This is a genomic window from Candidatus Sysuiplasma acidicola (genome assembly GCA_019721035.1).
GTDB classification, from domain to species: Archaea; Thermoplasmatota; Thermoplasmata; order Sysuiplasmatales; family Sysuiplasmataceae; genus Sysuiplasma; species Sysuiplasma acidicola.
In genome coordinates this window covers 13,387-38,443 of sequence record JAHEAA010000003.1, presented here as the reverse complement: position 1 = coordinate 38,443, position 25,057 = coordinate 13,387, and the positions used below count along the sequence as shown (strand labels likewise).

At 52.2% G+C, this 25,057-nt stretch carries 24 protein-coding genes; 12 read left to right on the top strand and 12 right to left on the bottom strand.

The window, feature by feature from the left end; translation table 11 throughout:
• Positions 1-23: 23 nt before the first annotated feature.
• From KIS30_01965 to glmM, 4 genes are all read left to right on the top strand, one after another.
• Complete coding sequence (locus KIS30_01965) at positions 24-572, top strand: DinB family protein (protein MBX8645512.1); 549 nt, start codon at positions 24-26, stop codon at positions 570-572.
• A gap of 85 nt (positions 573-657) precedes the next feature.
• The gene (locus KIS30_01960; GenBank protein ID MBX8645511.1) at positions 658-1,857 is read left to right on the top strand and encodes an acyl-CoA/acyl-ACP dehydrogenase; all 1,200 of its coding nucleotides are present in this window, start codon (positions 658-660) and stop codon (positions 1,855-1,857) included.
• 2 nt (positions 1,858-1,859) lie between these two features.
• On the top strand, positions 1,860-3,083 hold the full coding sequence (locus KIS30_01955; protein ID MBX8645510.1) for an alkaline phosphatase family protein: 1,224 nt from the start codon (positions 1,860-1,862) through the stop codon (positions 3,081-3,083).
• 276 nt (positions 3,084-3,359) lie between these two features.
• Positions 3,360-4,706 carry a phosphoglucosamine mutase gene (glmM, locus tag KIS30_01950; protein MBX8645509.1) on the top strand — a complete coding sequence of 449 codons (1,347 nt, stop codon included), beginning with the start codon at positions 3,360-3,362 and terminating at the stop codon, positions 4,704-4,706.
• Positions 4,707-4,718: 12 nt separating this feature from the next.
• Here the strand turns inward: glmM and KIS30_01945 are convergent, their stop codons facing one another.
• The 8 genes from KIS30_01945 to KIS30_01910 all read right to left on the bottom strand — a co-directional run bounded on the left by KIS30_01945 (position 4,719) and on the right by KIS30_01910 (position 12,082).
• Positions 4,719-5,705 (bottom strand): sodium:calcium antiporter, encoded by a 987-nt coding sequence (locus tag KIS30_01945; GenBank protein MBX8645508.1) that lies wholly within the window; start codon positions 5,703-5,705, stop codon positions 4,719-4,721.
• 44 nt (positions 5,706-5,749) lie between these two features.
• Positions 5,750-8,146 carry a thermopsin gene (locus tag KIS30_01940; protein MBX8645507.1) on the bottom strand — a complete coding sequence of 799 codons (2,397 nt, stop codon included), beginning with the start codon at positions 8,144-8,146 and terminating at the stop codon, positions 5,750-5,752.
• A 156-nt stretch (positions 8,147-8,302) separates the two neighbouring features.
• Entirely contained in the window at positions 8,303-8,689 is a 387-nt protein-coding gene (locus tag KIS30_01935; GenBank protein ID MBX8645506.1) for a translation initiation factor IF-5A, read from the bottom strand.
• Between the two features lie 60 nt (positions 8,690-8,749).
• Complete coding sequence (locus tag KIS30_01930; GenBank protein MBX8645505.1) at positions 8,750-9,769, bottom strand: ribosomal biogenesis protein; 1,020 nt, start codon at positions 9,767-9,769, stop codon at positions 8,750-8,752.
• A gap of 88 nt (positions 9,770-9,857) precedes the next feature.
• Positions 9,858-10,622 carry a 2-phosphosulfolactate phosphatase gene (locus KIS30_01925; GenBank protein MBX8645504.1) on the bottom strand — a complete coding sequence of 255 codons (765 nt, stop codon included), beginning with the start codon at positions 10,620-10,622 and terminating at the stop codon, positions 9,858-9,860.
• Between the two features lie 5 nt (positions 10,623-10,627).
• Positions 10,628-11,629 (bottom strand): S-methyl-5-thioribose-1-phosphate isomerase, encoded by a 1,002-nt coding sequence (mtnA, locus tag KIS30_01920; GenBank protein ID MBX8645503.1) that lies wholly within the window; start codon positions 11,627-11,629, stop codon positions 10,628-10,630.
• Between the two features lie 25 nt (positions 11,630-11,654).
• Complete coding sequence (locus KIS30_01915; GenBank protein ID MBX8645502.1) at positions 11,655-11,873, bottom strand: hypothetical protein; 219 nt, start codon at positions 11,871-11,873, stop codon at positions 11,655-11,657.
• Entirely contained in the window at positions 11,870-12,082 is a 213-nt protein-coding gene (locus KIS30_01910) for a hypothetical protein (protein ID MBX8645501.1), read from the bottom strand. Before KIS30_01910 ends, KIS30_01915 begins: the two co-directional genes overlap by 4 nt.
• A gap of 268 nt (positions 12,083-12,350) precedes the next feature.
• Here KIS30_01910 and KIS30_01905 point away from each other — a divergent pair, with 268 nt between their 5' ends.
• Positions 12,351-13,469, top strand: coding sequence for a DUF763 domain-containing protein (locus KIS30_01905; protein ID MBX8645500.1), 1,119 nt, complete (start codon positions 12,351-12,353; stop codon positions 13,467-13,469).
• A 35-nt stretch (positions 13,470-13,504) separates the two neighbouring features.
• A complete protein-coding gene (alaS, locus tag KIS30_01900; GenBank protein ID MBX8645499.1) occupies positions 13,505-16,186 on the top strand; it encodes an alanine--tRNA ligase in 2,682 nt (893 codons plus the stop codon).
• Between the two features lie 17 nt (positions 16,187-16,203).
• Here alaS and KIS30_01895 read toward each other — a convergent pair whose 3' ends face one another.
• Complete coding sequence (locus tag KIS30_01895; protein ID MBX8645498.1) at positions 16,204-16,545, bottom strand: VOC family protein; 342 nt, start codon at positions 16,543-16,545, stop codon at positions 16,204-16,206.
• Between the two features lie 116 nt (positions 16,546-16,661).
• On the opposite strand from KIS30_01895, the gene KIS30_01890 reads away from it, so the two are divergent.
• From KIS30_01890 to KIS30_01870, 5 genes are all read left to right on the top strand, one after another.
• Positions 16,662-17,723, top strand: coding sequence for a carboxypeptidase regulatory-like domain-containing protein (locus KIS30_01890; GenBank protein MBX8645497.1), 1,062 nt, complete (start codon positions 16,662-16,664; stop codon positions 17,721-17,723).
• Between the two features lie 23 nt (positions 17,724-17,746).
• Positions 17,747-18,394: an HAD-IB family phosphatase gene (locus tag KIS30_01885; protein MBX8645496.1), complete on the top strand. Its 648-nt coding sequence runs from the start codon at positions 17,747-17,749 to the stop codon at positions 18,392-18,394.
• Positions 18,391-19,029: a hypothetical protein gene (locus KIS30_01880; GenBank protein ID MBX8645495.1), complete on the top strand. Its 639-nt coding sequence runs from the start codon at positions 18,391-18,393 to the stop codon at positions 19,027-19,029. Before KIS30_01885 ends, KIS30_01880 begins: the two co-directional genes overlap by 4 nt.
• 63 nt (positions 19,030-19,092) lie before the next feature.
• Positions 19,093-19,569, top strand: coding sequence for a hypothetical protein (locus KIS30_01875; protein ID MBX8645494.1), 477 nt, complete (start codon positions 19,093-19,095; stop codon positions 19,567-19,569).
• A complete protein-coding gene (locus KIS30_01870) occupies positions 19,547-20,161 on the top strand; it encodes a methyltransferase (GenBank protein ID MBX8645493.1) in 615 nt (204 codons plus the stop codon). Before KIS30_01875 ends, KIS30_01870 begins: the two co-directional genes overlap by 23 nt.
• Here the strand turns inward: KIS30_01870 and gatE are convergent.
• Positions 20,106-21,974 (bottom strand): Glu-tRNA(Gln) amidotransferase subunit GatE, encoded by a 1,869-nt coding sequence (gatE, locus tag KIS30_01865; protein MBX8645492.1) that lies wholly within the window; start codon positions 21,972-21,974, stop codon positions 20,106-20,108. The genes KIS30_01870 and gatE overlap by 56 nt on opposite strands.
• Positions 21,964-23,256 (bottom strand): Glu-tRNA(Gln) amidotransferase subunit GatD, encoded by a 1,293-nt coding sequence (gene gatD, locus KIS30_01860; protein ID MBX8645491.1) that lies wholly within the window; start codon positions 23,254-23,256, stop codon positions 21,964-21,966. Before gatD ends, gatE begins: the two co-directional genes overlap by 11 nt.
• A gap of 132 nt (positions 23,257-23,388) precedes the next feature.
• Between gatD and KIS30_01855 the strand changes: the two genes are divergently transcribed.
• Positions 23,389-24,123, top strand: a complete 735-nt coding sequence (locus KIS30_01855) for a M48 family metallopeptidase (GenBank protein ID MBX8645490.1) — start codon at positions 23,389-23,391, stop codon at positions 24,121-24,123.
• A gap of 4 nt (positions 24,124-24,127) precedes the next feature.
• Here KIS30_01855 and KIS30_01850 read toward each other — a convergent pair whose 3' ends face one another.
• Positions 24,128-24,997, bottom strand: a complete 870-nt coding sequence (locus KIS30_01850; protein ID MBX8645489.1) for a DMT family transporter — start codon at positions 24,995-24,997, stop codon at positions 24,128-24,130.
• Between the last annotated feature and the right edge of the window lie 60 nt (positions 24,998-25,057).

Here is a 25,057-nt window from a genome sequence, read left to right as displayed (position 1 = left end):
GGCAGCAAAGCACTTGTGGGAGCATGACTGGTCATTCCAGGGATTCAGTTTCAGTGCATCTGACTCCGTTGCAGGCACGCAGCCTCTTTGCATACAACAGACGTCTTTTTGAACGGTATACCAGACGCATCCGCCGTCTACCGTGGAATGATGTGAGCAGGCACAGAGGAACGGGACATCAGTCGCTGTTCGCAACTCTCGTCCACATTCTCAACGCTCATGAAGTGTGGATTGGGTATATCCTGCAGGGCCGGAATAGTGATCAGGAGCTCGAACAACTCTTCAGAGACACAGTAAGGAAACCAGTGGACTGGCGTGGATTCAACACTTACAATAGTCGCGTCTGGACTATAGTAGATGCGTACATCGGCGGACTGAAACCGCATGATATGGCACGGCCCGTTCATGCATTCTGGATGGCGGGAAAATATACAGTGTCGGATGGTTTGATGCAGACCACGTTTGAGGAAGCGCATCACATTGGCGAAATCATAGGTGTTCTATGGCAGCAGGATATTGAGCCTCCGCACATGACATGGATAGAGTTAGGACAGGCGATTTCGGGCAAGTAGACGCGAGCCATAACACCACTTGCACATGCCTCTCGATCGGAAAAGCATTATAATCGGCAGCATGTTTGCTGGTCCGGTAGATTAAATGGATTTTTCGCTTTCAGATGAAGAGCAGTTGTTTCAGAAAACAGTTCACGATTTTCTCAGGGACAATCTGGCACCGGTTGCAAGGGAGATTGACAGCAGCCATCGCATACCCGAAAACCTCCTCCGAAAGATGGGCGAAATCGGTTTGCTCGGCACAACCATACCAGAAAAGTACGGCGGTCCAGGCGGTTCAATCACCATGGCCACACTCGGAGCGATGGAGATCGGAGCAGCGGATCCGAGCATGGCCACTGCAGTTTACTACCTCCTTGTGACGGGATGGAGTCATCTCACATCGAAGCTTGGAAAGGAGGAACTGAAACAGTCTCTTCTTCCGAAGGTGGCCGGCGGCAGGGAATTCCTGGGCATAGCCACAACGGAACCTGGTGGCGGTTCTGATCTCGCGGCTATGAAGACGAATGCTAGGCGGGAGGGAAAACGTCTCATCCTGAACGGCGAGAAGATTTACATCAGCGGCGTGTCGGAAGCGAAGCGCATGGGCGGTGGCCATCTTACGCTGATGAAGACAGATCCGTCTCTGAAGCACAAGGGTCTAACATTTGCCTATGTGCCGATAAACTCAAAGGGCATAGAGACAACGATTCTGGACAACATGGGCAGGATGGGAATATCCACCGGGATCATATCATACAGGGAAGTCGATGTGCCGGAGGAGCATATAATCGGCGAATACAACAGGGGATTTTTCCACGCTATGGCCGGCTTCAACTATGCGAGGACGCTCGTATCGGCGGCATGCGTAGGCGCAGCACAGTGGGCTCTTGAGACAGGTGCCGAGTACATCAAAAAGAGAAGCGCTTTCGGTTCCCCGCTTGCCAAATATGAAGGCGTGTCTTTCGAATATGCAGATCTCGCAGTGCAGATTGAGATGGTCAGAAACCAGGTACTGAAGGCCGCCACACTGCTGGATGCATACGACAGCGGTAAAAATGTGCCTATAAACGAGATAAATATAGCAGTCTCGGCTTCAAAACTCACCGCTCCGCCTCTTGCACTCGAAACAATAAAGAAAGTTATGATGTGGCATGGCGCGCTGAGCTACACAAAGGACACCTATCTGGAAATGGCGATGAGGGGCATCCTCTCATACATGGTAGGGGCGGAGGGAGCGCTGAATATCATGCGTCTCGTCATAGTGAGGGATTTGCTTGGACCGGAATTTCTGCCGTACAGGTGAGCATGCGCGGAAATTATGATAGAATGCTGTCCGCGGTGGACAGTAACGGATGGTTGAAACCAGATTACAGGAGCATGTGCCTGTCAAATCTGGCAGCCTATGTCAGTGCGATACTTACGCGAAAAGACGGAAAGCTTCCGGAAGAACTGAATGGTCAGAAAGGAAAGAACAATGTCATACTGGTCATTGCAGACGGGATGGGTCTCCTCAACATCGGTGACAGATTGAAAGAGCTTCCGTTTCTACGAAATTTGACCGGGGAGGGCAAGGTACTGCCTATGACTTCGGTATTTCCCTCAACGACCGCGGCATCCCTTGCCAGCATTTTCACCGGACTTGAGCCCGTGACGCACGGTCTACTGGAATGGAACCTGTTTCTGGACGAAGCCGGCATGATAATCGAGACACTGCCATTTAAGGCTCAAAACCCCGCAGAGCAGGAACAATTTCTGCGTCTGAACCTACAGGTGAATACACTGTTTGAAGGAGAGCCCGCCTCCGCGCGTCTCCAACGTGAGGGCATTGATTGCACAACCTATCTGCCTGAAAACATAGCGGATAGCCCGTTCTCCGTTGCGGTGCAGGACAAAGCTGTCAGGAGGGGATATGACAGGCTGGATGATACAATCTCCGAGCTCGTTCACAGGGATGGAGAAAGGACATTCAAGACAGTTTACTATCCAGAAGTCGATACAGCGGGCCATGTTTACGGCCCTTCGTCGTCAGAATATCTGGAGGAGATGAGGACGGTCGACAGTTTCCTGTCAGAACTGGCTGCCGCAAGCGATGACGATACGGTCGTACTTCTGACTGCAGATCACGGTCAGATTGAGATTGAACCGGCAGACACACTGTACCTTGATGAACTGGAGTGGTTTGACGGCATGCTAGCGTTGCACAGCGGCGGCAAAAAGATAGCACCTTATGGTTCACCCCGTGACGTGATTATTCGTGCAATCGACGGCAACATGACATGCTCCATTCTCAACGAAAAACTAAGTGAGTTTGGAGTTGCAAAGACAACGGGCTGGATGACAGGAGAAGGATATTTCGGCAACGGAAGGAAGGCGCGTGAGTTTGAAGCCAGAGCCGGAAGTGCATGGTTTATTCCTCATGCCGGGAAGACTGTGTGGTACAGGCATTATGACAATGAGCGCATGGCGTTCAGGGGCATACATGGAGGACCAACTCCCGGAGAAATGATGGTCCCGCTCGCAGTCATTTGACGACAGGGGTTATGATTTATGTTACAGAAATTGAACATGAGCTGCACCAGGCAGCAGATAAATACACCGAACACGTCCGGGACGCGTCAAGTTTTGACGCGTAATCAACAGACATAATCGTGTAATCGCAAAACACTGAGATCGACCAGATTTAACCAGGTGAAGGATCTGCACTTCTGCAACACTGAATCTGACTTAAAAATCCAGGCGACCCAACGGCGCTGCATCCGTTAAATAATAGATGTTGCATAATTTGCACCCGACATGACAGCGAGAATGAAGCTCTTTGGAACAAACGGAGTAAGAGGAGTCGTCAACGAGTTCCTGAGTCCCGATTTTGTCATGAAAATTGGCAAATCCATCGGCACAACGATGAAGGGAAATATTGCTGTCGCCACTGATACACGAACTTCAAACATTATGCTCAAAAACGCACTGGTCTCGGGCATACTTTCCACCGGCAGTTCGGTAGTGGACACAGGCGTTGTTCCGACGCCCGCCCTCCAGTATCACGTCAAGACAGGCAGATATGCTGGCGGGGTGGTTATCACGGCATCACACAATCCTCCTCAATTCAATGGCGTCAAGGCCATAGCCGCGGATGGAACGGAATCGAGCAAGGAGGAGGAGAACAGCATCGAAGACACATACTACTCCGAGAAATTCAGCAGAGCCGCATGGAATGGAGTAGGGTCGTACAGCGCACATGAGTCGTGTTCTATGGATTACATCCATGCGATCGTTTCGAAGGTGAAGAGAGAAGCGATAAGCAGCATGAAATTCACAGTGGTGCTGGACTGCTCAAACGGGGCTTCATGCTACACCGCACCATATCTTATGGAATTGCTGGGTGTCAGAGTCCTGACGATCAACGCATCGCCGCAGGGAAGCTTTCCCGGACATGAAAGCGAGCCCACCCCGGACAATCTGAAGGATCTTGTCAGGATGGTTAAAACAGCAGGCGCCGACATGGGTATAGCACATGACGGGGATGCAGACAGAGCTGTATTTGTCGACGAGAACGGGAGATACATACCGGGCGAGCTGAGTCTCGCCCTTACAGCGAAAGAGATGGTGAGAAAGAAAAAGGGCGGCATCGTGGTCGTTCCGGTGAGTACGCCGAGCGTTGTGGAAGAGGCAGCGAGGGAGTTCGGAGGCAGGACAGTCTACACCAGGGTCGGTTCGCCCGTTGTTGCGAGAAAGATGATGGAAACAGGTGCGATAATCGGCGGCGAAGAGAACGGGGGCATAATAAATCCGGACATGCAGTACTGCAGGGACGGGGGCATGACCTCCGCAAAGATGCTCGAAATTGTGGCAGAACACGGGACACTGTCGAAACTCATAGACGAACTGCCCAGATTTTATACGGTCAAGCTGAAGGTGGAAGTGCACGGAAAACAGCTTGACACAGTGATGGCAGAAGTGAAGAAAAATGTCCGTTCTGCGAAAATAGACGAAACAGACGGTCTGAAGATATTTCTCGACGACGGATGGGTGCTTGTAAGGGCTTCAGGCACGGAGCCGCTGATAAGAATCTTTGCAGAATCAGTGGATGAGAAGAAGGCCGGGATGCGTGCCGATGAATACCGGAAACTAGTTGAAGAAATTGTAGCGCATTAGCCAGATGCCGGGTCAGAATATTGTAATGACGCTCACGATGTAGGCGATGAAGAAGGGAAGACCTATTGCCATGGCGTAGAACGGCATTTTTCCGCGCCTGGAAAACAGGAAGAATACCAGCGACACAATGGTTGTGGCCAATACACTGAGATACACCTGCGCATCGAGCTCCCACGGAATGAAGAACATTGCCATTCCGGGGTAGAACGTGGCATAGAGAACCTTTTCTCCGATGATGGAGCCGATGGCGAGGCTGTTTCTCCCGCGGTATGCCCAGATCATTGCTGAAAGCGTTTCGGGTATGGCAGTCGCGACGGGTATGACAAGAATGGCAACCACCAGCGGAGAAACGCGGTGTATGCCGGATATCAGCGTGATCGCCTGAACCATCAGATTCGCACCATAGTAGAGAAGAAGCGCCGAAACCAGAAGCTGCAGAGCCGCGAGGCCCCAGTGGTTGCGCAGATGCATAAAGTATGGAATCTCTGTACCCTCTTCCATGGCAGCCGATCTGCGGCCGGCCATTGTCCTCACGTACATGAGGTAAAAAAAGAGGAAAATGAAACCCATGAGATACTGCAGGTAGACAGAGTGAATGATGCCCGGCAGCAACGCGAACGGGAAGAGGAGGAGGACAAAGACGAACGGTATGCTCAATGATCTGTCCACATCAATGCTGTGTGTTTTCCTGCCGGAGAGTGTGAAGGCGGCAAGGATCGAGCAGAAGACCAGGAAATAGGAAAGAGAGGATGTCATGAAAGGCTCGCCGAATATCATGCCCAGGCCAATCAGGTGCCCGGACGTTCCACCGTGAATGAACACGGCGATGATGAAAAGAGCGAGCTCAGGTATGGATGTAAACAGAGGAGCAACTATCGCACCTGTGAAACTGTGCGACCAGTTCAACCTGCTTCCCGCGTACTCTATCGCGTTGACGAACATCAGCGAAGAGAAGAATACGGCTACGAGGCTTGCGGCGAGCAGCAGCGTCGCGTCCATGCAGCTTCAAGACGGACGGTCTTTAAATTAATTGCCCGCAGCATTCAAAGTGAGGCCATATCAGGCATGATGACACTGCTGTAGCTGCTTGAGTTCGGAGCGCCAAGGACGAGCGGTACGTAATCGCCTCCGTTGTGAATCCATCCACCGTCGTTGAACGGCAGCATCAGCGATCCCCTTGGATTGTAATTCCACCAGTAGTTGCCGCCCATGTATCCGCCACCGATTATGCTTGACGGATTAAGGGATATGCCGTTGAAAACAACTGTGCCTGCACCGGAGAGTTTTGTGAATGAAATGTTCCATACATCGAGATAACTGGCATTGCCGAATGTGTAAATGTTGAAGGCAGGACTGATCGCGGGCAACTCGACGATGAAGGCATTATTGTAAATCGTGTCGGCCGATGAAAAAACAGAGAGTCCCGTTGGCACGGACGACGGATATATCGGTGCAAGTTCGAAGCTGAAGTACCTGGTCGGTGATGCAAGGCTGATGCCCGCTATCGAATTCTCGGCAAACACGTTCCCCCAGACCAGTATGTTCGTGCTGTTGAATATCAGCATTGAGCTGCCCATGCTAGAGAAATAGTTTCCTGCAATCAAATCGTGCGTGGAGTTCCAGACGATCAGATTCGCGAGAGGTAATCCATAAAGGAATACCGGAAACCATCCGCTGATGTACGGCGTGTTGATGACACTTATGTTTGAAGCGTTATAGAATTCCAGCTGCATGTAGTTGGATGTCGGGAAGCCGAAATATTGCAGAACGGGAAGTATGTCCGGCATGTAATTGAAGAAGAATGACGGGAGTCCAACGAGCTGCATGTGCTCGCTTGTGTTAAGGAACAGCACACCGGGGAAGACCGGGTAGAGGTAGTCGTTGACTTCCGAGAAAAGCGAATTAATCGGCACATTCTGCGTACCGCTGATTACATACGGATCTGAAGAAGAGCCGGTGCCCGACGCCGACAGGGAGGATGCAAGAGAGCTTACACCGGAGTTGCCCAACGCAAACAGCGGAGTGTAAATGCCCATCGACGCGTTCGGTGCAAGCGCAATCTGCGTGCCATGTCCGAGAGTGAAGTTAGTCACGGAATAATCACTGAACAGACCTTCTGCGGCGTAGTTGCCCGGAGGGAGCATGTAACTGAATGAACCGCCGTCTCCCACAGGTGCCCATGCGGCAGCGGATGCGTTGAACTGCGAACCGCTGTTTACGAACAGAAACGCGCTGGAGGGATTCAGCGTCCCTGAATAGGATACTGACCCTGCCCGGCTGCTGCCGCTAACATTCCACATACCGTACAGCAGGGAAGGTCCGGTGACTAGATGTGCGACTGCATTCTGCGTCCAGTACACAGCAGCACCCTCGGAGGTTTCTCCTGTATCAGTGCCGAAGTCGAATGCTGAGGGAACATTTGCATAGGAGCCGCTCGTCTGATCGAGATACTTGAGCGTCATTGCCCCGCTTATGTTGTATATGGATGTGGTGCTTCCGCCTCCGGGGCCGCCTATCATCAGCTCGGCATCATACAGCAGGTAGCCGGTGGGCGTCAGTGTCGTGCCGCTCACGAGGTAGACGGGTGGCTTAGCGGCAGGCTGATCTGGCAGCGTGGAGTTGAAAACAACCAGATCATAAGAGCCGGATTTTACATGCGAAAGTGTGGGGGAACTCACTGAGTAGTTGAAATACACAGCACTCCTGCCGCCAATAACGCTTGAGTTGAGGTAGAGGTTCACGGTAAACGGATACGGTACAGTAATGGTTGGACCGATATCATAGTAGAAGTATGGTACGACTATGTTGCCGTTTTCCGAATAAAAACTGTTCTTTGTAAGCGTAAATGAAGAGCTGGAAAAATTCCATACGTTGTCTAGGAACGTTAGCGAGTGCGTCCTCGCGGAATAGAAGAAGACATTCTGTGTCCAGAACACATAATTCGGAGAGCCGAACAGCGTCACGTTGTTGAGTACGGTATTGAGCTGAACCGTGACACTATAAGGCGCGTCGTCCAGCAGATAAAATGGATTCAGGCTGTTCAACGTAAGGCTGCCCTCAAAACTCGAAGTCGACAGATTATATCCGACCATCCCGTGCGTCGTATTCCTGAGACCGAAATCGCCAAGACCCATTGGTGCCGGAGAACCGGAGTAGAGCGGTTGAATGGTGCCGCTCTTCACGGACGTTTTAGCATTAAAATTGGGCAGATAAACATATTTCGACGGTATGCCCCTAGATTTTAAAGCGCTGAGCACACTGCCCGCAGCAGTATTCGCGCTTGATGAAGGATGCGAGACAGCATTGATTGCAGACTGAGCCTGCTTGGAAACGCTTCCGGCATGATAAAAATACCCTCCCGGAGTAACTAGCACCACCAAGGTCGAAACAATCATCAGCAGACAAACGGCGGCAACAATGGTCTTTACCATCTTCACCATATACGACTCCCCATGGTCAGTCTTACCTAGGACGCTGTGACTATTAGAACTTTTTTCGAAAATTAATCAATCTGTCCAGTGGCGGCTGAAGCCGTCAGCATGGCCGAGAATGTCTGTGCGCTGCGACAGCGGTCTTACGGTGATTGCGCAGAGCTATCACAATTCGAATATCTTTCGCATGCCCATGGATGAAACATACAGTGTTTCGGACCCGGCAACCAGTTTTTTTCTGAGTTCCTCGTCAACCTTCAGGTGGAATGTTTCGAATGTTTCAAGATCCATGAGCTGCACTTCTTCCCCGCTTGTCGAAAGAACCTGTGCCTTGCGCTTGTCCATCTGCGGTATCTGGATCTTATGCTTGACCGGATGCACCAGACTCCTTTTCTGACCGTCAAAAACACCGACAGCATCTATACGCGCCTTGGCTTCACCATGCTTCCCTGGTTTGGAAGTAGTGATGCTCAATATCTTGCACGGCTGATCGTCAATAAGAAGGTACCTGCCTTCCTTCAGTTCCCTAACTTCGGCCTGCTGCCACGCCATAACTCATCAGATCAGACCATGAGGCTGTAAGTTAAATAGATTTTGCCTTCTCCGGCCATGTCATTTCGAGCCATGGGCCCTGGAGGATTCTACGAGTTTGTGCGCCTTCTCCTCCACTTCCCTTCTCATTGCATCTCCCATCATTTCGCCGCCGTACATGTCAAGCCTTGCGGCAATCGCCGCCTTGGCGGCAAGCGTTCTGGAAATTCTGCCCCGCACTTCTCTAGGAGAGGAGTGAACGAGTATATCCTGGAATATTATGCCGTGCTTTGGCGGTTTCTTTCCCCTGTTCAGGTGCCTGAAGAGGGCCTTCTCCGCGCCGATCAGCTGTATTGTTCCGGCAGGCATTGAGCTCAGCCGCTCCAGTCCCCCTGCCCCTCTCACGATCCTCGAAGCAAGTTTGGGACCGAGCAGTGCGGTGAGATTCGGAAAGGCCATGGCTGCCGTATGGTCTACAAACGAGCCGAGTTTCTCAGCCGTGCTGTCTATCTCGAGAGCTAGCGATGCTACAGACATGAGCATTTCCTTCTCACCCTCTATCAGATTTATGCCAATAGAACGTTCGGAGAAGCCCTTTGCGTTCTGCAGTGCTTCCCTGTCTCCATACTTGCTCAGTGCATCGAGATAGGCAGTACCCTTCAGTCTGTCGAACAGTTCCGGATAATGAAGACCGTACCATGAGTGAAGGCGGACGTCGAGAGAGTTGACAATCTCCTTCAATTCGTCGAAAGAGGATATTGCCTCTGAAATATGCCTGTCCGCACCCAGCTCTTCCTTCGCCCTCTTCTCTGCCAGAATGAGCAGCGCCGATCGAAGGAGATTGTCATCATAGCTGTATTTTGCGGGAACCACGAACGATGTATCGGAAACGGTGAGTTTGCCCAGCGATATCAGCCTAGTCTCGAGCACACTCACCTTCTTCTTTGCCGCCAGGACGCGTTCCTCCTCGAGCACTCTCCCCTTCTGTATCTGCAGGAGTCTGTCGGCAATTTCACTCTCGGTCCTGGGAAAGAGTATCTGTGTGACGACCCTCTTGTCCTGGACAAGGAATGTGCCGAACCACTTTGTTACGAGTATCACGGAGCGAGATAACGGGATCATCCGTTAAACCGTTATGCCTCAACGGAGGACAATGTCGTTGTCCGTGCGGGCAATCGTGATGATGTGATCAGGCACGAATTAGGGATGTGCCGTCCGCCACGGCAACAACATCGAATACATTCAGCCTCGAGCAGAAACCAATGTCCTCTTCCTGGCCCACTTCGATGATCTTTGCCCCGGATCTGGTGTTTCGCAGAAGGTCGGGAAGATTTTCTACCGTCGCTCCCTTGAACGAGAGGAATGCGGAGGAAGCCAGTTCATTCATGCGCACAGACCGATCGGTTTCACGAAGAGATGCGAGCAGAGCTCCTGCGGCGATTTCATCCTCAAGAGCGTATAGTTTGTCAATATATCCGGAACATATGATAGTGAGTCTCTCGTCTTTTCCCGCATTGAGTGACAGAATGTGCCTGGCAACTGCGGCCGCATCGAGCATTGAGCACGTCATTATTCTGTATTTTGCTCCGTCTCTCTTTGCCTTGAGAGCGGAAGAAATAGATTGCGTACCGGCGGAACTTCTGTGGACAACCGTTGCTCCTTTCAGCGAACCGTCTGTTGCACTCCTGAATATTTCCGAAGGCGAATTCCCGTATGCGAAACCGGGCGGCATAATGCCGCGCTCCTCCCCTACAAGCACAAGCGAAGGATCCTCAGCTTTCATCGTCAGGGCCTCGTCCACGTTCGCAACAGGTATGATCCTGCTGACACCGAGATGTATCATGGTGGCAACCATGCTGGTGGCCCTGAACGCATCGACTATGACAAGATAATCGCTCGATCTGGAGGTAAGCGCGCTTCCTGAATACCATTTGATTTCCGCGGAAAGCGTCATGACAATCACAGCCTGCCCTGAAGCGATTTTATCTCGCCGGGACTGAAAACACCATATTCAGTGATTATGCCGCTTACCAGCTCGTGCGGCGTGACATCAAAAACCGGGTTCCTTGCAGACTCTCCGGTTCCGGCTATGCGGATTCCGCCAATCGCCGTCACTTCTTCCTCACTCCTTTCCTCTATTGGTATGTCGCCGCCACCTGCGATACCGAAATCGAAGGTGGAGACGGGAGCAGCAACATAAAACGGCACATCGTTCGCCCTGGCGACAACCGCCTTCTCGTAGGTGCCAATTTTGTTCGCGAAATCACCGTTTGCTGCAATCCTGTCCGCACCTACAATCACGCAATCCACATCCCTTCTTATGAAGTGGCCGGCGGCATTGTCGGCAATTATGGCGTGCGGTATCGATTCATTTGTCAGTTCCCAGGCGGTTAGCCTGCTTCCCTGGAGCCATGGCCTGGTCTCGTCAACATAAACGAATATCTTTTTCCCCTCGCCGTGGGCAATCCTGATAGGCGCCAGTGCCGTACCGTAGTCAACGGTTGCAAGTGCGCCTGCATTGCAATGTGTCAGTATGACATCGCCGTCCGAAATCAGTCTGCTTCCGTTCTGCCCGATGCGTCTGCACTTATCGACTATATCTGCAGCGTACTTTGTCGCAGCCTCAACCGGACCAAGGCGTGGAGCCATCTCCACCATCCAGCTGACGGCATAAAACAGATCGTGCGCAGTGGGTCTGGTTGCTTCAAGCGCTTTTGAAGCTTCCCCGACATTCTCGTGCTGAATCATAGCGAGAGCCATACCGTAGGCGGCAGCACAGCCTATGGCCGGAGCTCCCCTGACCACCATGGTTTCTATTGCAAGTGCAACATCACGATAATCGCGAGCTTCGAATATGTCCAGCGCTGCCGGAAGCTTCCTCTGATCTATGAAATGAGCTGCGCCGTCCTCGTACCATACTGCCAGCATTTCAGTCTGCTTGCCGTTCCTTAATACCTTCATATTAGCACGGGTCGGGCTTAAACAATCAGAGAGACCTTAATATTCTTTTCAGGCCCGGTGGAGACATTGCCCTCTTCATCGACGAGGCCAGACGCCTGTAGTAGCTCAGCTGCTTTCTGGCATCAAGCAGTGAAGATTTCAACTCCTGTTCATTTTCCTCAAGAAGCAACAGCTGCTTCTTTATTTCGGATATCTCGTCTGCAAGATGCGATGTGTTGAAAAATATTGGTTCGCCTGGCATCATCTCATCCCGTCAAAACGCTGTGAAGTGTTCCTGGTGCCGGCACCTTGCGAGTCGGCAATGGCAGAGAGCGTGAGTTCCAGAGATCTGAGTTTTTGCCTGAGTTCTGCCTTTGCCGTCCTGACATCCGTTAGCTGATGCTCAAGATCGGAAGCTTTTTTCTCCCATCTGTTGAGCTCCTTGAGTGTTTCAACTATGCTTGATGTCTTCAATGTCAACCGCCTCATTCTCACGACACAGATATAAAAGGATTATGAACAACTTATCATTTAATGTTTGACGTTTCGGCGCTTAAGCGTTGTTGTACACAGCACGAGCAGTGTTTGATAACTTGTAACGTGACACAGATCATTTTCATGAAATGCGTGAAAGATAAACACGCAGCAGCCGGCCCCGCGTCTGCCCGTCAACATCTTCCGCATGGGTCTTGCGGTCAGCCGATTGAAAATATTAAGAAGCAGGCGAATGGTTGGTCACATTGTGGCAAGACTGTGCGGCATCGCCGATTTGCCCCTGCATTCAGGAAGCGCACCACCATGGCTGTTCCGCAGGATGAGAATGCTCGGTGGCTCTATCGCCGAGCTGCTGTTAAAGGAGTTCGGGCAGAAGGAGGCCCTCAGGCGCCTGACAGATCCGTTCTGGTTTCAATGCGCCAGCTGCGTTCTTGGTTTCGACTGGCATTCAAGCGGAACGACGACAGTTACGCTGGCGGCGCTGAGGGAGGGCATGGACGAGAGGGGACTGCCATTGCATATATTCGGAGGAAAGGGGAAATATGCAACATCGATGAAACAACAGATTTCGGCTTCAGACAGCGAGTATGCTGTCGCCAATTCCGATGTGCTTTTGCGCAAAAGCAGAGAAGCCGCCAGAGTGGACACGGTTGCGCTGCAGGACGGTTACGATCTCTATCATCATTCGATAATCTTTGATGAGGGAGGAAACTGGGCCGTCATTCAGCAGGGAATGAACGACGGGACACACTACGCAAGACGTTACCACTGGTCCTCTGACGAGCTCCGGTCCATGGTTGTTGAACCGCATGCCGCGATCCTCGGAACGCCAGGGAGCGGGATACTGAACCTTACAGCCGCGGACGCGTCAGAGGCGAGAGACGCAATTATGGATATAATTACGGACGACAGAGCTGGAAAGCTTCCACAGATTGTACTGTCGGCAAGGAGGGCACAGAGAACACTGGATGAATTTTCTGTTTCGGCAGTCCGCATGCTTAAAATGGACACAATGGCTGGTTGGAGAAGATTAACTGAGAATTTCAGACGAATCGCCGACGCCGTACCGGATTCCTTCGAGGATCTAATAATGATGGAAGGTGTGGGAAGGAAGACCGTTCTCGCTCTCGCTATGGCCTCGAACCTCGTTTACGGCGCAGAGAGCAACTGGCGCGATCCGGTCAAATATTCCTTTGCGGTAGGTGGAAAGGACGGCATACCATATCCAGTCGACACCCGGCGAATGGAAAGAATGTCCGAATTGCTTGATCAGGCCGTCAGGGAAACGGAGATAGGCGGGGAGGAGAGGAGAAGAGCGCTCGGCAGACTTTCTCGATTTTTCGACACCGCGCTTATGTCTTTCTGACTCCGGCACAAAAGTTATTATTTGCTCCGCGGACATTGGAGCGCCGGGTTAAGATGGACAGCAGGGAATACGATCTTGAGTATTTCAGGAACGCAGGCTTCCGCAGGAAACAGTGCAAATCATGCCACAAGAGCTACTGGACTACGGGAAACGGAGAGTACTGCGGCGAGCCTCCCTGTGTCGATTATACGTTCCTCGGCAACAGCCCGATGAAGAAGAGACTCGGCGTCAGGGAAATGAGAGAGGAGTTCCTTTCCTTCACGTCGTCAAAGGGCCATACAAGAATCAACAGATATCCCATAATGGCAAGATGGCGCACGGACGTATTCTTTGTTCAGGCATCAATATACAATTTCCAGCCATGGGTAATCGGCGGCACCGTGGAGCCGCCTGCCAATCCTCTCACAATGTCACAGCCATGTCTGAGGTTCATAGATATAGACAATGTTGGAAAGACAGGCAGACATTTCACGCTCTTTGAAATGATGACACATACCTGTTTCAACACGCGCGATCATCAAGTTTACTTCAAGGACAGAACAGTGGAGCTCTGCCATGAATTTCTTACAAAGGACCTCGGCGTCGACGGGGGACTGATAACATACAAGGAGGAGGAATGGGCCGGAGGAGGGAATTCCGGTCCCTGCTTAGAAGTGCTCGTCGAGGGAAGTGAGGTCGCGACACTGGTTTTCATGATGTACAGAGATGCGGACGGCGGAAAGGTTCCGATGGACATGACGGTTGTCGACACAGGCTACGGCCTGGAAAGGCTGGCTTGGGTTTCACAGGGTTCACCTTCAGCATATGAGGCAGTGTTCGGCACACTGCTTGCCAGGATGAAGGAGGAGTTCGACATACAAGGAGACGACAGAATGCTTTCAGAGTACAGCAGAGTAGCAGGACTCATGGATGCAAAAACGCCGGGGGCAATCAGCGAAACGAGAAGAACGGTGGCGAAAAACATCGGCATATCGCCCGAAGAGCTTTTGAAGAAACTTCTTCCGCTGGAGAACATGTACGTGCTGCTTGACCACACGCGTTCACTGGCCATGATGCTCCATGACGGAGTAATGCCGTCCAACGCGAAGGAGGGATATTTTGCGCGCCTGCTCGTCAGGAGGGGTATCAGGGCGCTGAACAGCCTCGGCGGAGACATGAGGCTTTCGGAGGTTGTCGGACGCCAGATGGATTACTGGAGCAGTGATTTCCCGGAACTCAGGGAGGAGAGAGAAGACATACTGAAACTCGTCGAGGTTGAGCAGGACAAGTACGAAGACACGGTATCCCGCGGAAGGACGATCGTTTCAAAGATGGAGGCGTCGAGCAAGAGCAGGACACTGGGCATGGAACAGCTCACAGAACTCTACGAGTCACACGGACTGAGTCCGGAACAGGTCGCAGAATTCGCATCAGGACCGGTGGATGTACCGGACGACTTTTATGCGCGAATAGCCGCTGGCCACTCCTCGGCTGCCGAACCTTCGGAGGAGAAGCGCGAGGAGCTCAGCATACCAAAACTTGCCCCGACTGTACGAGCATATTATGATTCCCAGTACACGCTGGAGTTCACGGCGAGGGTGCTTTTCAGCGGCGAGGGGATTGCCGTGCTGGACAGGACGTATTTCTACCCCGAGGGAGGAGGACAGGATCCGGATAACGGCTACATAGACGGAAGGCGCGTAACCGACGTGCAGCTCGTCGGGAATGTAATCGTTCATTTCTTTGAAGGCAGAAGACTGGAAGAGGGTTCGGAAGTAAGGTGCGCAATCGATAAAGAGAGAAGGATGAATCTCATGCGCCACCACACCGCCACGCACGTGCTCATAGCAGGAGCGAGGAAGGTGCTTGGAAACCATGTCTGGCAGGCAGGTGCCCACAAGCAGAGCAATATTTCAAGACTGGACATAACACATTATGCGCAGCTCACCAGGAAGGAACTTGAGGAGCTGGAGGAAACGGTCAACAGGATCGTATTCGAAGACAGGAAGATTACAGTCGAGGTCATGAACAGAATTGTCGCCGAGAGCAAGTACGGTTTCAGACTATACCAGGGCGGCGTCGTGCCGGGCAGAGACATAAGGGTTGTGACCATTGATGGATGGGATGTCGAGGCCTGCGCCGGAACACACTGTGAGCGCACAGGTGAGATAGGCACGGTGAAGATACTGCAGACGCAGAGGATACAGGACGGCGTGATAAGGATCGAATTTGTCGCGGGGCTGCCCGCCCTGCGCGTGATGCAGGAAAGGAGTGCGCTGCTGGAAATGCTGCGAGAACGGCTCAATTCAGACGAGGAGCACATAATACATTCGGTGGAAAAGCTATCGTCGGATCTCAGAAGAATGGAAAGAAGTCTCAGGGAAACGGAGGCATCCGCTCTCATCGCTCTCTCCGGACAGTTGCTCAGGGAGGCTCATATCAGGAATGAGACCAAAGTCGTTTTCTGGTTTTCCGGCAAGGATGCGAAGACTGCACAGTCACTTTTGAAATCGCTCACTTCGTCGGGCAATGTGCTTGCGGTGCTGGTTGTTCCTGGAGAAAAGAGCAGGATACTGATAGGAAAGGGGCCGACATGCCCGCTTGACTGCTCAGCGCTGTTCAAGTCTATCACGGCCGCGTTTGGGGGCGCTGGTGGCGGAAGTCCGGATTTCGCACAGGGTGTTATAAGAGTGTTCGACGAACACAGGCTGAGGGCCCTTGTGCAGGATGCTGTCTGAAGCTACTCGCTGACCAATTACTCGTTGCCGAGGAGCCAGAATTCGTTCCCCGATGGATCGCGGAACATCGCAAATTTGCCCCAGCCTTTGTCTTCAGGTTTGCTCGTGAACTCCACACCTCTTGATGTGAGTTCTTCGTACGTACGATCAATATCATCACTTGAAAATGCTATTCCGGTGTTTCCTGGTTCGAGTTTTCCCTCGCACAGGTGAAGAACAGTCTGCGATCCCTCTGGCGCGACAGTGATCCAGTGTCCCTCGCTGGACACTGTCTTGAATCCCAGTTTTTCACTGTACCACTTTGCTGCGGCCGCAGCATCGGAGACCATAACGGCCATATCGACTATTTTCTTAATCATGAAGAAGCATATCTCAGATTTACTAAATAAGCAGAATCTGTAAAGCGCTGCCGGCCGTTCTCAATCAGCAGCTCACAGAGTCATTAATATAGCTTATAAGTTAACTTAACCCTGTCATGAACAGATTGGCCGTTGGGGTGACAGCAATCCTGTTGCTTACGCTTGTCTGTGCCGGTGTAATAGCGCAGCCTGTACACGCGTCCACGGAATACTACGTTCATGCGAAGGTAATGACAGCGGGAGGTTTGCCGCTAGCCGGCGTGACAGTCACTGTAAAGAATACATCGAGCAGCGTGGCTGCGAGCTATTCATTGAAGACGGGTGCTAACGGTACAGCTTCTTTCGCCGTAACGCCTGGCCTGTACAACATAACTGCCACGTTGAAAGGGTATGCAGCAAACACGTCCTACACAAACACGAGTCTGCGGTCCGGTAATTTCAGCGCACTCTTTACCATGATTGCAATTCATGGAAACCTGACAGGTTTTGTGACAAACGGCGTCATCCCGGTGGCCAATGTAACAGTCACATTGAGCAACACGACATCTGGCAATTCTACTATTTCATACTCCACACATACATCGGCGCCGCTTGGAGAGTATATCCTGACAGGCATTCCCGCAGGCAGGTACAATGCGAGTGCAACGAAAAAGGGGTACGGAGTCAGCGAAACGTCAATATCAATTTCGCCGGGATCAGATAATTTGCTGAACTTCACACTGAAACCTCTGCTCGGTGAGATCGTCGGTTTTGTAAACGTAACTACGGGTTCAGGAGCGGCGAAACCGCTAGCGTACGCAAATGTGACCATTACTGGAACGGGCGGAACTTTTCAGGCAGTTACAGATGCAAACGGCATATACGAAGTGAACAACATACCTCAGGGAACATATACAATCAGGGTGCAGAAAAACGGATATCTGCCCGGACAGGGGAGCGTAACCATTGCAATATCTAAAGTGACGTACCTGAATTTCACCGTGGTACCTCTAGCCCATGCGACGCTTCTGCCAATTTCCGGTTTTATCGGGTCGCTGGATCTCGACCATTCGCTCATGTTCGTTGCACTTGCCATTTCCATCGTCATAGTCGCGGGCACCATCACGCTTCTGAACAAGAGCTACAACTGGAAGGAAGAGGGGAAGGAGAAAGACGAAGATAGCAACAAGGGCACTTAACACCGGGCGGTGGATTGCCGTAGATGTCTCTTAAACTTGTCCTGTTTGACATGGACGGCGTTCTAGTCGATGCTACCAGCTCATGGGTTACCATTCACAGACATTTCGGTGTCAGCAATGATGAGAATGCCAGGCGCTTTTTCGACAACGATATCGACGAAGCGGAGTTCATGAGATCCGATATCAAACTCTGGAGAAACGTGAAACCCGATCTCTCCGTCTCTGACATAACCGGCATACTGGACGCAGAGCCGCTGATGAACGGTGCTGTTGAAACAGTAGCCGCGCTGCGAGAGAGGGGCATCAGAACGGCAATCATCAGCGGCGGCATAGATGTACTCGCAGAAAGAGTAGCTTCACTCACAGGCATAGACTGCGCCATTGCTAACGGACTCGAAGCCGATCGAGAGGGCATGCTTACCGGCGAGGGAGTGTTGAGGGTAAGGATAAAGGATAAATCCGAATGCGCGTTGAAAATCATGAAGATGTTCAACGTCGGCAGGTCAGAGTGCGCCGCGATAGGCGACGGCCCATCAGACATTTCGCTCTTCAGTTCGGCAGGCATCAGCGTCGCCTTCAACGCATGGAACAGAAGCATTGAGAAGGCTGCAGACCATGCAGTCAGGAAGAAGGATCTGACGAGAATAATCGATTTGGTGGTGAAGGAATGATGAGCGAACAGGAGGATTTAGAGGTTGAATGCCCGGTATGCAGGAGGGCAACATCGCATGCAATTGTGCATGCGCAGAAGGGCGTCGGAAGAGAGGGCACTGAACTCACACTGAGATGCCTCGAATGTTCACACGTGCACAAGAGGGCATTCGTGGAGGAGAAACTGACGGACGTCCAGTATGTCCTGAGCTCCGAAGGCACATCCGTTCGCGGAACAACGAAGCTGTTCATGGATGAGATTGTCAGAACGGGGGAGGAAATCTATCTCGGAGATGCGAGGAGCCTCGTAACAGCCATTGAAACTGCAAACGGAAGAAGCAGAGAAGCGGCGGGTTCGGATATCAGAACGATATGGGCAAAGTCTACAACCAGAAAGCTGGTCAGAGTTTCAGTAAACCGCGGCTCAACGACTTTTTCGATGAAGATTGAAGCGCAGCCCGAAGAGGAGTTTTCAATCGGAGACATCATCGAAACGGACAGGGGCAATGCAGTTATCACGAAAATCAAGACGGAGAAGAGGATGATCAATCAGGGATCTGCGGATGCTGCAGACATCATCAGGGTATATGCGAAGATGATGCGGGAATCCACCGGTCACCATCAGCGCCCACACGCGGAGAGACGCAGGCAGTGATCGTCAGATGCACCACCCCATACTGGAAGATGCGGACAGCAGAAGAATACGGGATGTGAGCCTATGCGTATAGCGCTGAGAGCCATGGCGGCGGCATCGGCATCAGAGCTGTTCAGCTGGTGGACGGACTACGGGCCTGATGACAGCGTTACAAACAAATACATGACGGCCGAAAGAAAGATACTCTCCAGGGATGGCAACACGGTGACGATGGAAGACACCTTCACAAGACCGTTTAAATTTGTTGACAGAACCGTTGCACACATCATACCGCCCGGAAGAGTGGAATTCGAATCGCGCAGCAGGATATGGAATGTCAGGGGAACGTACACGATGACGGACGAGGCGGGAAAGGCGCGGATCGATGCGCTCATCGTGCTGGAACCTAAAGGATGGTGGAAGATTCCACTTTCATTGCCTCCAGCGAAGTGGAGAATAAGAAGGGCAATAGAATTCGATATGCAGGAACATATGAGACAGTTTGCCGAGTACATCCGCAGCGTGGGCGGAGAAACAGATGGTGCGCATAAAGGGCATTGAAATCGACAGATGGTCAGACGACACATACTTCCCCTCGGAAGACACTGAACTCCTGCTAGACGCGCTGGACTCGGGGGAAGGCAGTTTCATCGATGTAGGGACGGGGACAGGCATTATAGGCATCAGGGCAGCCATGCTTGGATACGGCGTTGTTTCCACAGACATCAGTACTGACTGCCTTCATGCGGCGTCGCACAATGCGCGGATGAATGGTGTTGTCATTCAGACTGTGAGATGCGATTTGCTCACGGCGCTAACCGGCAGGCACGATGTGATTGCATTCAACCCGCCCTACCTTCCTGATGCCGGATATCCGGACAGATTGCTGACCGGAGGAGAGAAGGGGTATGAGCTTGCCCAGTGTCTGCTGTCCCAGGCCGAAGACATGCTGCGGAAGAACGGCAGGGTGATGCTCGTGCTCAGTTCGCTTGGCGGCATGAGTGAACTCCTCGGTACAACCGGGGCGGCGTGGTCGTTCAGGAAGCTGAAACAGTGTAAACTGGAATTCGAGACGATAGCCGTCGTGGAGGCACGTCTCACGGGCCGCGACCGGCGAGCGCATTCCTTATTTCAGAAAGAAGGAGTGAGCTGATGTCCTTCCCGTCCATCCTTCCCCTGAGCTCCTTCATTGCCAGCCCCATCAGCGGGCCGAGCGACGCCTCGCCCCTTTCCCTCACCATTTCCATATGGCTTTCGATTATGCCGGCAATTATCTTCGCCGCGTCCACGCCCCCGGAAGATGAGGATGCCTCCGCAATGCAATCTGACGCCCGCTTTCCGCCCAGTATGCATGATATCACTGAAGGAACGCCTTCTTTGGCAAATCGTCCAGCCGCAAGCGCCTGCATGATCTGCTCAATCGCCTCACGATCATCGAACGTCTTGCCTGTGTTCCTCTCCGCCTCCGGTATGTAATTTAGCAGGATTCTGGCAAGAACCGACGCATTACCATAAGCACTGCATACGGCTTCGAAGAAGGGCGCCAGTCCCTCCTCTGCTATCTGGACAGCCTGCTGCATGTGTATGGAGAAGGTCTGTGAAAGGCGTCCGGCCTGCACTTCGAACGGCTCCGGCAGTTTCTCCGCCACGGCCTTCAAGAAATCTTCAGTTATGACAACAGGCAGAACATCCGTCTCAGGATACATCCTCGCTCTTCCAGGAAGGGGCCTGCTGTATGCAGTACTGCCGTCCTGCATCGCGTCCCTAGTCTCTTCCGGCACTCCCTCAATTGCCTCGCCCGCCCTGCGGAAAATCTCGTCGAAAATACGATCCATAATGCCTGAAGGCGCAGCGGCAATGACAAATGCGTCGCCTGCCACGGCTGAAAGCGACCGTGCGACGGATGCTTTTTCCTCACTGCTTATGCCGTATGCGGGCAGCTCGTCGGAATGCATGACGCCGCGGACGCCAAGGGGACGCACACGCTGCGCCAGTTCAGTGCCCACAACACTCACGCCGTCTGATGACAGTACGCCGTTAAATGATGGCAGCAGGGCACCGCCTATCACATTCCCGGCTGAAAGAGCGTTCCTTATGACTGACGAGTTGCTCGATACAAACAGATTGGTGATGTCCTTCCACGCCTGTCTGTGTTTCTTTGCTCCCCTTTTCCGGAGTTCCGCTGCGGCGTCGGTAAGACGCTTCTGCCGCATTGCTTCCATTGATGCTATTTTGGGCAGCATGTCCAGCTCCTGAACGCCTTTGATTTCCACCCTTGCTCCGCCCGCGATCGAAATATTCAGATCCTCCCTTATAGTTCCTATTCCCCTTTTCACCCTTCCGGTTGCCCTGAGAAGCTGCCCTATCCGTTTCGCTATTTCCTTAAGCAGTTCCGGCGAGTCGATGTCCGGCTCGGTTGCTATTTCAAGCAGTGGAACGCCAAGTCTATCGAGCCTGTAAACAACGGTGTCCCCCTTCAGTTCCATCCTGCGGCATGCATCCTCCTCGCAGCAGATCGTCTGTATGCGCACATGCTTTTCCCCGACTTTGACATAGCCGCCGGTGGCAATGAGAGCTGTGCGCTGAAAACCCGTGGTGTTGGAACCGTCTACGACAATCTTGCGCATGAAATGCACTTCATCCACAGGTCTGGAATGAAGAAGCATTGCCATTTCCAGTCCGGTGAAAATTGCTTCCGAATTGACTTCGTGCGGCGGTTCCTCGTCGAGTTCGACAAGGCAGCTGTTGTCCGTGACTTCATACCTGAAGAGCCTGTCCATGGAGGATTGCCACTCTGCTGCCCGATCTATCTCACCCATTTCCGATCTGGATACTCTCAACTTTCTGAAGACGCTGCCGGACACCGTATCGCTCAGTATCGACTGACAGGAGCAGAACAGCTTGTTCGTGTCGAGCTGCTGATGTATTTCGAGACCTGCCTTTATGCCTGCACCGTCATTCGGCATCTACCGTTCCCTCCCTTCTATCCGTAAGTTCGCCGGCAAGATTCGACATCATTGCATGCCTGATTGAGTCATTTGAGCGATGATGTGCAAGCACATACCGGAGCTTCACGTACGCGACCTCCGGAAGCATGTCGCCCCCAGGTATAACTCCGGCTTTCAGCATATCTCTGCCGGTGGAATATACATTCAGATCCGTTGTGCCATTGAGGCACTGTGTGGTGGCGACGACAGCGACATTCTCCGAAACCCTCATAGTGATCGATTTTACGAGCTCAGAGCTCACGTGTCCCAGTCCCGTTCCGGCGATCACCACGCCTCTCTTTCCCTCCGTCAGATCAAGGAAATCCTTCTTACCCATATCGGGGTAAAATTGCACGAGAACGACTTCCTTTGACATTGATGTCTCGGCAGTGACAGTACCCGGGGAAGCCTTCCTGTATGCGGAAGTGCATCGGACGCCCCCGTTGACGAAACCGATGGGTTGCGCATTTATGCTCCTGAACGCATCTCTTCTGCTCGAATGCATTTTTCTGACTTTTGTGCCGCGGTGTATCGTGCACCCTCCGTCCGATGAGTTGGAATGCATGACGACAACTACTTCACCTATGTCACTTTCAGCCGCGACCCTTGATGCGCACAGCAGATTCAGATACCCGTCGAATGAGGGCCTGTCGGGTGAGCGCTGAGCACCGACGAGCACCACCGGGCCCGTCAGGTCATGCAGCATGAACGAGAGAGCAGCGGCGGTATATGACATCGTGTCTGTGCCGTGAGATATCAACACCCCGTTGTATCCGGCATTCAGCCTGGAAGCGACTTCCTCGGCCAGCGAAGACCATTCTCTGTGACCGAAATTTTCACTCATTTCTGAAAAGAGATTCCTGCCCTCCAGCGAACAGATGCCGGAAATCTCCGGCACCAGCGATACAATACCATCAGCATCATATGCAGGGAACACGCCTCCTGTCCTGTAATCCACGTAACTCGCGATTGTTCCTCCAGTTCCGATGAATGCAACTCGTTTTCCTGAGCTGCTGCCACGTCTTTGAGCCGAGGCGTGAGGCTCCGGGACTGGCGCTGACGCGATTTTCTCCACCTGCGTGTTGTCGTCATATCGTATGCCTGTATTGTAACCGGATGAAAGTTTGATAGTGAAAACATCCCTCCGGCTGAAATCGTGATGCGGCAGGAGTATGCCCTTCATTTCGCCGGCACCGTTCCTGACACGCACTTCATCCCCGACGGAGATGCCTCCACGCCGGAGTCTCTCCATCGCGTCCATTTCCTTTGGCGGAGATCTCATCGGCAATCGCATTGAATACAATCTTAAAACACTTCTGTCTTCGCCCACGGAGACCATAATCAGTCGGAGATGAAAAAGTCGAAATAGGTGCCGCTGCTGTCCTCACCGCATATGGGAAACTCTGCGTCAGTGGAGCATCGCATAAAAGTCAGCGGCGTGGATATTTACTACAGCATTTACACGAGCAGGCGGACCCGCAGACTTGGTATCGTCGTGGACGAACACGGCGGCGTGAGAGTAAGAGTACCGCCGGGCACTTCGCTGAATGCGGCGGAGGGGTTTCTTGCTTCCAACGCACGATGGGTCGTGAAAGCCAGAGAGAAAATGATGGAGAGGCGAAGGCGGGTGGTTCAGGCAAGGGACGGCACATCTGTTCCTCACTTTGGAAGTGAAATTGCATTGCATCTGACTTCCGGCGTTTCTGAACCTCATCTGATTACAGCGAATGGGGCGAAGACACTTGTTTTGCCCTCATCGAGGCAGGATGGCAAAGAACCGCTTGATTTTCTCAGGGCATTCTACATGGGGGAGACAGCATCATATCTCTCCGGAAGGATCGCTGCGCTTGAAAAACTGACGAAGTTGCACTCACTCAGATACGAACTGAAGGAGTTCCGAAGCAAATGGGGGAGCTGTTCGCCCTCGGGAACAATCAGGTTCAATTCGAAACTGTCAGTTTTCCCTGAAGACGTCATCGACTATGTCATAATACATGAACTGTGCCACCTGAGGCACAGAAGCCACGGTGATGCATTCTGGCAGCTTGTATCGTCATTCCTGCCGGATTATCGGGAAAGAAAAGAAAAGCTCAGACGCATCGCACTGGAAACAGCATTTGAGTGGTAGCCTGTCACTGAGTGCCCATCAGCACGATCGCAATAAAAATCAGCGATGTTCCAGCGGCGGCTAAAACAGTAAACGCTTCTCCGAGGAACACGACGGATAGGGCCACACCGACTACCGGTTCAAAAAGCGTGATCACAGTGGAACCTGTTGCCGAAAGTGAACCGAGACCTCTGAACCAGAGAATGAAAGGCAAGGCTGTGCAGAAGAGAGACAGGTAGATCACAATTGCTGAAGTGGTATAACTGTTCCAAAGAGAAAGTGAAACATTGCCTGACAGGAGCGTGAACATGAAAATAAAAAGGGATGCGAAAATGAATGAGCCGAGTATGATATCGAGCGGCTTGACCACGGCAACATTCTTCTTCGAAACGACAATGAAAATGGAAGTCAGCAGCGCACTGAACAGCAGCTCGATCGTTCCGATGACTGGATAACCACTGTTCCCGTTCGCTGCAGCGATGCCTGACATCAATACGACACCGACTGTGCCGAATACCACGGCGGACCACTTCTTTGCATTGAGACGCTCCTTTATGAGCGCGTACCCCAGCATAGGAACCATCACCGGACTGGAGTTGATGAGTACCGCTGCTTCTGAAGCTGTCGTTCCGACCTGGCCAAGATACTGCATCAGGAAGGAGAGAGACATGACGAAACCCATCGTAACTGTTTCGGGCCGAATCAACTCATTTATGCTCGTTCCTCTCAGCATCTGGACAATCAGCAGCACAATTGTTGCGAGAAAAAACCTCCACATGAGAAAATTAAACGGATTGACGTATTCGAGTCCGACCTTAACAGCCGGAAAGGTTGTTCCCCAGAGCGCGGCGGCGCAAAGTGTTAGCAGAACTGCGTGTAACTTTCGCCTATCCACTTCTGCGCGACTTGCGTAAGCTCCTGATAAACTTTTGGTGAAATCGGAGGTCAGATGTGC

Excerpts from the sequence above, each read along its gene's own strand:
- KIS30_01965 (MBX8645512.1), top strand. The coding sequence starts at position 24 with ATGACTGGTCATTCCAGGGATTCAGTTTCAGTGCATCTGACTCCGTTG.
- KIS30_01960 (MBX8645511.1), top strand. The coding sequence starts at position 658 with ATGGATTTTTCGCTTTCAGATGAAGAGCAGTTGTTTCAGAAAACAGTT.
- KIS30_01955 (MBX8645510.1), top strand. The coding sequence starts at position 1,860 with ATGCGCGGAAATTATGATAGAATGCTGTCCGCGGTGGACAGTAACGGA.
- glmM (MBX8645509.1), top strand. The coding sequence starts at position 3,360 with ATGAAGCTCTTTGGAACAAACGGAGTAAGAGGAGTCGTCAACGAGTTC.
- KIS30_01945 (MBX8645508.1), bottom strand. The coding sequence starts at position 5,705 with ATGGACGCGACGCTGCTGCTCGCCGCAAGCCTCGTAGCCGTATTCTTC.
- KIS30_01940 (MBX8645507.1), bottom strand. The coding sequence starts at position 8,146 with ATGGTGAAGATGGTAAAGACCATTGTTGCCGCCGTTTGTCTGCTGATG.
- KIS30_01935 (MBX8645506.1), bottom strand. The coding sequence starts at position 8,689 with ATGGCGTGGCAGCAGGCCGAAGTTAGGGAACTGAAGGAAGGCAGGTAC.
- KIS30_01925 (MBX8645504.1), bottom strand. The coding sequence starts at position 10,622 with ATGACGCTTTCCGCGGAAATCAAATGGTATTCAGGAAGCGCGCTTACC.
- mtnA (MBX8645503.1), bottom strand. The coding sequence starts at position 11,629 with ATGAAGGTATTAAGGAACGGCAAGCAGACTGAAATGCTGGCAGTATGG.
- KIS30_01915 (MBX8645502.1), bottom strand. The coding sequence starts at position 11,873 with ATGATGCCAGGCGAACCAATATTTTTCAACACATCGCATCTTGCAGAC.
- KIS30_01895 (MBX8645498.1), bottom strand. The coding sequence starts at position 16,545 with ATGATTAAGAAAATAGTCGATATGGCCGTTATGGTCTCCGATGCTGCG.
- KIS30_01890 (MBX8645497.1), top strand. The coding sequence starts at position 16,662 with ATGAACAGATTGGCCGTTGGGGTGACAGCAATCCTGTTGCTTACGCTT.
- KIS30_01885 (MBX8645496.1), top strand. The coding sequence starts at position 17,747 with ATGTCTCTTAAACTTGTCCTGTTTGACATGGACGGCGTTCTAGTCGAT.
- KIS30_01880 (MBX8645495.1), top strand. The coding sequence starts at position 18,391 with ATGATGAGCGAACAGGAGGATTTAGAGGTTGAATGCCCGGTATGCAGG.
- KIS30_01875 (MBX8645494.1), top strand. The coding sequence starts at position 19,093 with ATGCGTATAGCGCTGAGAGCCATGGCGGCGGCATCGGCATCAGAGCTG.
- KIS30_01870 (MBX8645493.1), top strand. The coding sequence starts at position 19,547 with ATGGTGCGCATAAAGGGCATTGAAATCGACAGATGGTCAGACGACACA.
- gatE (MBX8645492.1), bottom strand. The coding sequence starts at position 21,974 with ATGCCGAATGACGGTGCAGGCATAAAGGCAGGTCTCGAAATACATCAG.
- gatD (MBX8645491.1), bottom strand. The coding sequence starts at position 23,256 with ATGGACGCGATGGAGAGACTCCGGCGTGGAGGCATCTCCGTCGGGGAT.
- KIS30_01855 (MBX8645490.1), top strand. The coding sequence starts at position 23,389 with ATGGGAAACTCTGCGTCAGTGGAGCATCGCATAAAAGTCAGCGGCGTG.